7 protein-coding genes are annotated in these 7,401 nt (G+C 61.0%); all 7 read left to right on the forward strand.

The genetic code is table 11. From position 1 onward, the window contains the following. Nucleotides 1-226 precede the first annotated feature (226 nt). Nucleotides 227-1,489, forward strand: coding sequence for an OprD family porin (locus JBO08_RS23450; RefSeq protein ID WP_065872359.1), 1,263 nt, complete (start codon nucleotides 227-229; stop codon nucleotides 1,487-1,489). A 234-nt stretch (nucleotides 1,490-1,723) separates the two neighbouring features. Then, nucleotides 1,724-2,542, forward strand: coding sequence for an NAD(P)-dependent oxidoreductase (locus JBO08_RS23455; protein ID WP_220074954.1), 819 nt, complete (start codon nucleotides 1,724-1,726; stop codon nucleotides 2,540-2,542). A 30-nt stretch (nucleotides 2,543-2,572) separates the two neighbouring features. Further along, on the forward strand, nucleotides 2,573-3,448 hold the full coding sequence (locus JBO08_RS23460) for an SMP-30/gluconolactonase/LRE family protein (protein ID WP_220074953.1): 876 nt from the start codon (nucleotides 2,573-2,575) through the stop codon (nucleotides 3,446-3,448). A gap of 51 nt (nucleotides 3,449-3,499) precedes the next feature. Further along, nucleotides 3,500-4,462 (forward strand): TRAP transporter substrate-binding protein, encoded by a 963-nt coding sequence (locus JBO08_RS23465; protein WP_049709053.1) that lies wholly within the window; start codon nucleotides 3,500-3,502, stop codon nucleotides 4,460-4,462. Nucleotides 4,463-4,525: 63 nt separating this feature from the next. Next, on the forward strand, nucleotides 4,526-5,053 hold the full coding sequence (locus JBO08_RS23470; protein WP_065889242.1) for a TRAP transporter small permease: 528 nt from the start codon (nucleotides 4,526-4,528) through the stop codon (nucleotides 5,051-5,053). A gap of 1 nt (nucleotide 5,054) precedes the next feature. Further along, nucleotides 5,055-6,335, forward strand: a complete 1,281-nt coding sequence (locus JBO08_RS23475) for a TRAP transporter large permease (RefSeq protein ID WP_049709055.1) — start codon at nucleotides 5,055-5,057, stop codon at nucleotides 6,333-6,335. A gap of 59 nt (nucleotides 6,336-6,394) precedes the next feature. After that, nucleotides 6,395-7,384: an aldose 1-epimerase gene (locus tag JBO08_RS23480; RefSeq protein ID WP_083207130.1), complete on the forward strand. Its 990-nt coding sequence runs from the start codon at nucleotides 6,395-6,397 to the stop codon at nucleotides 7,382-7,384. Nucleotides 7,385-7,401: the final 17 nt, after the last annotated feature.

The raw sequence follows: 7,401 nt of genomic DNA on the forward strand, positions 1-7,401 counted from the left end.
CTGGCTTGCCTGCGATGGCATCGCTGCGGTCCTCCTGCCAGACCACAGCGCCTGCATCGCAGGCAAGCCAGCTCCCACATTGACTGTGCCCGCTCTCGACCAGATCACGGCAGGTCATCGTATAACTTCCGCTTGACACGGCACGAAATCCCCGCAAATATCCCGCCCAATGTTGTACGACAACGTATGACAAATAATAAAAACAACAATAGAAGGGAGCTTCACTGTGAGTCAATTCGCCCGCAATTCCTGCGCACGTATCGGCCTTCTCGGCCTCAGCAGCCTGGCGTTCACCCTACCCCTCAATGCCCAGGCCGAAGGTTTCATCGACGACGCCAAAGCCACGCTAAACCTGCGCAACGCCTACTTCAACCGCAACTTCACCAACCCGACCAACCCGCAGGGCAAAGCCGAAGAGTGGACGCAGAGCTTCATTCTCGATGCCAAATCCGGCTTTACCCAAGGCACGGTCGGCTTCGGGATTGACGTGCTGGGCCTGTACTCGCAAAAGCTCGATGGCGGCAAAGGCACCGGCGGCACCCAGTTGCTGCCGATCCACGATGACGGCCGCCCCGCCGATAATTTTGGGCGCCTGGGCGTGGCGCTGAAAACCAGGCTGTCGAAGACGGAATTGAAGGTGGGCGAATGGATGCCCGTGCTGCCAATCCTGCGCTCCGATGATGGTCGCTCCCTGCCCCAGACGTTTCGCGGCGGCCAGGTGACCTCCAACGAAATCGCCGGCCTGACCCTCTACGGCGGTCAGTTCCGCGGCAACAGCCCGCGCAACGACGCGAGCATGGAAGACATGTTCATGAACGGCAGAGCCGCGTTCACCTCGGACCGTTTCAACTTCGGCGGTGGCGAGTACACGTTCAACGACAAACGCACCCAGGTCGGCGTGTGGTACGCCGAACTCAGCGATATCTACCAGCAACAATATTTCAACCTGACCCACAGCCAACCCGTGGGCGACTGGACCCTGGGCGCCAACCTCGGCTTTTTCAATGGCAAGGAAGACGGCAGCGCCCTGGCTGGCGACCTCGACAACAAGACCGCCTTCGCCCTGCTCTCGGCCAAATACAATGGCAACACCTTCTACGTGGGCCTGCAGAAACTCACCGGCGACAGCGCGTGGATGCGGATCAACGGCACCAGCGGCGGCACCCTGGCCAACGACAGTTACAACGCCAGCTACGACAACGCCAAGGAAAAATCCTGGCAGGTGCGCCATGACTTCAACTTCGTGGTGCTCGGCCTCCCGGGGCTGACCATGATGAACCGCTATATCAGCGGCAGTAACGTGCACACCGGGGCGATCACCGATGGCAAGGAATGGGGTCGGGAATCGGAGCTGGCGTACACGGTACAGAGCGGCGCGCTGAAGAACCTCAACGTCAAATGGCGCAACTCGACCATGCGTCGGGATTTCAGCAATAACGAATTTGATGAGAACCGGATTTTTGTCAGCTATCCCATCTCACTGTTGTAGGTTTCGCGTCGGACCCAGACTGGCAGCCAACACAACCCCCCCTGTGGGAGCGGGCTTGCTCGCGAATGCGGTATATCAGACCCGAATGAGTCGACTGACACACCGTATTCGCGAGCAAGCCCGCTCCCACATTCTGGCCATCACCTGACCGGAAGGACGTTGACAACCTGGGGGATCACTCACAATACTTCGACATAGTCATATGACAACCTACAACAAAAATTTGGAATCCCCATGACCACGACCACCCCTGCTCCCTTCAACCGCCTGCTACTCACCGGCGCCGCCGGCGGCCTGGGCAAAGTCCTGCGTGAACGCCTGCGTCCTTATGCCCACGTGCTGTGCCTGTCCGACATCGCCAACATGGCCCCGGCTGCCGACGCGTCCGAAGAAGTGCAAACCTGCGACCTCTCCGACAAACAAGCCGTGCACCACTTGGTAGAAGGCGTCGATGCGATCCTGCACTTCGGCGGCGTTTCGGTGGAGCGTTCGTTCGAAGAAGTCCTCGGCGCCAATATCAGCGGCATTTTCCATATCTACGAGGCCGCCCGCCGCCACGGTGTGAAGCGCGTGATTTTCGCCAGCTCCAACCATGTCATCGGCTTCTATAAACAAGGCGAGAAAATCGACGCCCACTCCCCTCGCCGTCCAGACAGCTACTACGGTTTGTCCAAGTCCTACGGCGAAGACATGGCCAGTTTCTACTTCGATCGCTACGGCATCGAGACCGTCAGCATCCGCATCGGCTCCTCGTTCCCGGAACCCCAGAACCGCCGGATGATGCACACCTGGCTGAGCTTCGACGACCTGACCCAACTGCTCGAACGCGCGCTGTACACACCCAACGTCGGCCACACCGTGGTCTACGGCATGTCGGATAACCTCGACACCTGGTGGGACAACCGCTACGCCGCGCACCTGGGCTTCGTCCCCAAAGACAGCTCCGAAGTGTTCCGCGCCCAGGTCGAAACCCAGCCACCGGTCGCCGCCGACGACCCGGCCAAGGTCTACCAGGGTGGCGCATTCTGCGCTGCTGGGCCGTTCGGTGACTGAGCGCACACCCACCCAAGGGAATGAGTTGCCATGACCGCTGAACTGATTGTCGATGCGCGCAATGCCGTGGGCGAATGCCCGGTGTGGGTCCCCGAGGAAAACGCCCTGTACTGGGTGGATATCCCCAACGGCGGCCTGCAACGCTGGAGCGCCGCCACTGGGCATATCGCTGCGTGGACAGCCCCGCAGATGCTCGCCTGCATCGCCCGCACCGATGCGGGCAACTGGGTTGCCGGGATGGAAACCGGCCTCTTCCAGCTCACCCCTCACAACGATGGCAGCCTCGACACCACGCCGCTGGCGAGTGTTACGCACCCACGCGCGGACATGCGTCTGAACGATGGCCGCTGTGATCGCCAGGGTCGTTTCTGGGCCGGCAGCATGGTGCTGAACATGGGTTTGAACGCGGCCGAGGGCGTCCTCTACCGCTACGCGTCAGGCCTGGCGCCCCACGCTCAGTTGGACGGTTTCATGACCCTGAACGGCCTGGCCTTCAGCCCCGACGGCCGCACGATGTACGCCTCGGACTCGCACCCGCTGGTGCAGCAGATCTGGGCGTTCGACTACGACATCGACAGCGGCACGCCGTCCAATCGCCGCGTGTTCGTGGATATGCACAAACACCTCGGCCGCCCCGATGGCGCGGCGGTGGACGCCGACGGCTGCTACTGGATCTGCGCCAACGACGCCGGGCTTATCCACCGTTTCACCCCCGAGGGGCGCCTCGATCGCTCCCTCACCGTACCGGTGAAAAAACCCACCATGTGCGCCTTTGGCGGCAGCCGCCTGGACACCCTGTTCGTCACCTCGATCCGTGATGACCAAAGTGAGCAGTCGCTGTCCGGCGGCGTGTTTGCCCTCAACCCAGGCATCACCGGTCTACCGGAGCCCACGTTCACCCTCTAGCTGCATCGCTGTGACTTGAATACAACAATAACAAGACAGGAATGAAACCCCATGGACTTCAAACGCACCTTGCTCGCCGCTGCATTTTTCACCCTCAGCAGCGCCGCCCACGCGCTGGAAATCAAATTCGCCGACATCCACCCCGCCGGCTACCCCACCGTCGTTGCAGAAGAGAACATGGGCAAAGCCCTGACCAAAGAAAGCAACGGCGAACTGACCTTCAAGTATTTCCCTGGCGGCGTTCTCGGCTCCGAGAAAGAAGTGGTCGAACAGGCTCAGGTCGGTGCCATCCAGATGACCCGCGTCAGCCTCGGCATCGTCGGGCCGGTAGTGCCGGACGTGAACGTGTTCAACCTGCCGTTCGTGTTCCGCGACCAGGCGCACATGCGCAAGGTCATCGACGGTGAAATCGGCGATGAAATCCTCGCCAAGATCACCGACTCCGAGTTCGGCCTGGTGGCCCTGGCCTGGATGGACGGCGGCACACGCAACCTCTACACGAAAAAGCCGGTGCGCAAGATCGAAGACCTCAAGGGCATGAAGATTCGCGTGCAAGGCAACCCGTTGTTCATCGACGCCTTCAATGCCATGGGCGCCAACGGCATTGCCATGGACACCGGCGAGATCTTCAGCGCCCTGCAGACCGGCGTTATCGACGGCGCGGAAAACAATCCGCCGACGATGCTGGAACACAACCACTTCCAGAACGCCAAGTTCTACACCCTTACCGAGCACTTGATCCTGCCTGAACCCATCGTGATGTCGAAAATCACCTGGAACAAACTCACCCCTGCGCAACAGGACATGGTCAAGAAAGCCGCCAAGGCCGCCCAGGCTGACGAGCGCGTGCTGTGGGACGCCAAGTCCGCCAGCAGCGAAGCCAAGCTCAAGGCCGCTGGCGTCGAGTTCATCACCGTCGACAAAAAACCCTTCTATGACGCCACCGCCGCCGTGCGTGCGAAGTACGGCGCGCCTTACGCCGACATCATCAAGCGTATCGACGCCGTTCAATAACGCCCCTCCTCCTAGCAAGGCCAGGCGCGGTCCGCACTGACGCGCCCGGTTACGGTGAACGCCATGAAGAATTTACTGCTGCGCATCAACGACCGCATCTACATGACCTGCATCTGGGTCGCCGGCCTCTCGGTATTGGGGGTCGCCCTGATCATCCCCTGGGGCATCTTCGCTCGCTACGTCCTCGGCACCGGCTCCAGTTGGCCGGAACCTACCGCCATCCTGCTGATGCTGGTGTTCACCTTTATCGGCGCCGCCGCGAGTTACCGCGCCGGGGCGCATATGTCGGTGGCCATGGTTACTGACCGTTTGCCGGCGCAACAACGCCGCCTCGTCAGCATTTTTTCCCAATTGCTGATGGCGACGGTCTGCCTGTTCATGACGATCTGGGGCACCAAGCTGTGCCTGTCCACCTGGAACCAGTTCATGAGCGCCATTCCTACTCTGCGGGTGGGCATCACCTACATGCCGATCCCGATTGGCGGGCTGCTGACGCTGATTTTTGTCGTGGAAAAACTCCTGCTCGGTGACCAGAGCAACCGTCGGGTCGTGCGCTTCGACCTGGTTGAAGAAAGCGAAGGGGCCGCCTGATATGGACGCATTGATTCTGTTGGGCAGCTTTATCGCCTTGATCCTGATCGGCATGCCGGTGGCCTACGCCCTCGGGTTGTCGGCGCTGATCGGCGCGTGGTGGATCGACATCCCGTTCCAGGCCCTGATGATTCAGGTGGCCGGCGGGGTGAACAAGTTTTCGCTGATGGCGATTCCGTTCTTTGTGCTGGCCGGGGCGATCATGGCCGAGGGCGGCATGTCGCGGCGGCTGGTGGCGTTTGCCGGGGTGCTGGTGGGCTTTGTACGCGGCGGCCTGTCCTTGGTGAACATCATGGCTTCGACGTTTTTTGGGGCGATTTCCGGCTCGTCGGTGGCGGACACCGCCTCGGTCGGCTCGGTGCTGATCCCGGAAATGGAACGCCGTGGTTACCCCCGCGAATTTGCCACGGCGGTGACCGTCAGCGGCTCGGTGCAGGCCCTGCTGACCCCGCCCAGCCATAACTCGGTGCTCTATTCCTTGGCAGCCGGCGGCACGGTGTCGATCGCCTCGCTGTTCATGGCCGGCGTGGTCCCGGGCTTGCTGATGAGCGCATGCCTGATGGTGCTGTGCCTGATTTTCGCGAAAAAGCGTGACTACCCCAAAGGTGAAGTCATTCCCTTGAAGCAGGCGCTGAAAATTGCCGCCGACGCGCTCTGGGGCTTGATGGCGATGGTGATCATCCTCGGCGGCATCCTCTCGGGCATTTTCACCGCCACTGAATCCGCCGCGATCGCCGTGCTGTGGGCGTTCTTCGTGACCATGTTCATCTACCGCGACTACAAATGGAGCGAGCTGCCCAAGCTGATGCACCGCACGGTGCGCACCATTTCCATCGTGATGATCCTGATCGCCTTCGCCGCCAGCTTCGGCTACATCATGACCCTGATGCAGATCCCGGCGAAGATCACCACGATGTTCCTGACCCTGTCAGACAACCGCTACGTGATCCTGATGTGCATCAACGCCATGCTGCTGTTGCTCGGCACGGTGATGGACATGGCGCCGCTGATCCTGATCCTTACGCCGATTCTGCTGCCGGTGGTGCTGGGTATTGGCGTCGATCCGGTGCACTTCGGCATGATCATGCTGGTGAACCTCGGCATTGGTTTGATCACCCCGCCGGTGGGCGCGGTGCTGTTCGTGGGCGCGGCGGTGGGCAAGACCACCATCGAGAAGACCGTGAAGGCGTTGCTGCCGTTTTACGCCGTGCTGTTCCTGGTGCTGATCGCCGTGACCTACATCCCGGCATTGTCGCTGTGGCTGCCGAGCGTGGTGCTGTAAACCTCTATCAAATACACATTGAACCTCTGCGTTGGGTCTATTCCATACGGCGGGACACCATGTCTTCATCCTTCATCGAACTCAGCGATCAACTCACCCACCTCACCCTCGCGCCGGCCACGGGTGGCAGCATCGTCAATTGGACGGTACACACCACCGGGCAGCCTTTGCTGCGCCATAACGATGAGCACGCGATAAATACCGGTTTGCCTGGAAAACTGGGGTGCTATCCGCTGGCCCCTTGGTCCAACCGAATTGCCCAAGGGGGTTTCGACAACCCCGACGGCTGGCTGGCCCTGGCGCCCAATAGCCTCACGGACCCCTTGCCGATTCATGGCTCAGCCTGGCAGCAGGCGTGGCAGGTGGTGAGCCAGTCAGCAAGTGAAGTGATAGTGGCGGTGGAATGCGAGACGCCGTTCGCCTATCGCGCCGAGCAGCGCTTTCGATTGAGCAAGGGTGAACTGAGCATTGCGCTGAGCGTGACCCATCTGGCGGAAGCGCCCGCGTGGCATGGCCTGGGATTGCATCCCTACTTGCCACGTCGGCCGGGCACACGCTTACAGGCCGAGGCGTCACAGGTGTGGATGAGTGACGCGTCCAAGTTGCCTACGGTGCTAGCGCCAGTGCCGGATGCCTGGGACTTCCGGGAACTGAAAGCCCTGCCCGAAAGCCTGGTAGACAACGGCTTTTGCCAGTGGGATGGGCATTGCCTGATCGAGCAACCAGAGCTGGGCTATACGCTGGAATGCCAGGCCAGCGGCGCCGATTATTTCCTGCTGTATTGTCCACCGGGGCTGGGGTTCTTTTGCATCGAGCCAGTGAGCCATCCGGTGAATGCTCATCACCTGCCCGGCAGGCCGGGCCTGAGACTGCTGGAACAAAACCAGTCCACCCGCCTCAATTTCACCCTGAAATACAGTCCAACTGTGGGAGCTGGCTTGTCGAATCGTCCACCCGCTGCGATAGACAGAAGTATCTACACATCTTGGGCGAGTCCTCTGCGTAGCAGCTGTCGAGCCCTGGCGAGGCTGCGTTTGCGGTCTGTCTGACACACCGCTGACGCAGC

Source organism: Pseudomonas sp. LAP_36 (assembly GCF_019456785.1).
GTDB classification, from domain to species: Bacteria; Pseudomonadota; Gammaproteobacteria; order Pseudomonadales; family Pseudomonadaceae; genus Aquipseudomonas; species Aquipseudomonas tritici.

Bases quoted from the DNA above. Each gene is read 5' to 3' on its own strand.
- JBO08_RS23455 (WP_220074954.1), top strand. From the start codon at position 1,724: ATGACCACGACCACCCCTGCTCCCTTCAACCGCCTGCTACTCACCGGC.
- JBO08_RS23460 (WP_220074953.1), top strand. From the start codon at position 2,573: ATGACCGCTGAACTGATTGTCGATGCGCGCAATGCCGTGGGCGAATGC.
- JBO08_RS23465 (WP_049709053.1), top strand. From the start codon at position 3,500: ATGGACTTCAAACGCACCTTGCTCGCCGCTGCATTTTTCACCCTCAGC.
- JBO08_RS23470 (WP_065889242.1), top strand. From the start codon at position 4,526: ATGAAGAATTTACTGCTGCGCATCAACGACCGCATCTACATGACCTGC.
- JBO08_RS23475 (WP_049709055.1), top strand. From the start codon at position 5,055: ATGGACGCATTGATTCTGTTGGGCAGCTTTATCGCCTTGATCCTGATC.
- JBO08_RS23480 (WP_083207130.1), top strand. From the start codon at position 6,395: ATGTCTTCATCCTTCATCGAACTCAGCGATCAACTCACCCACCTCACC.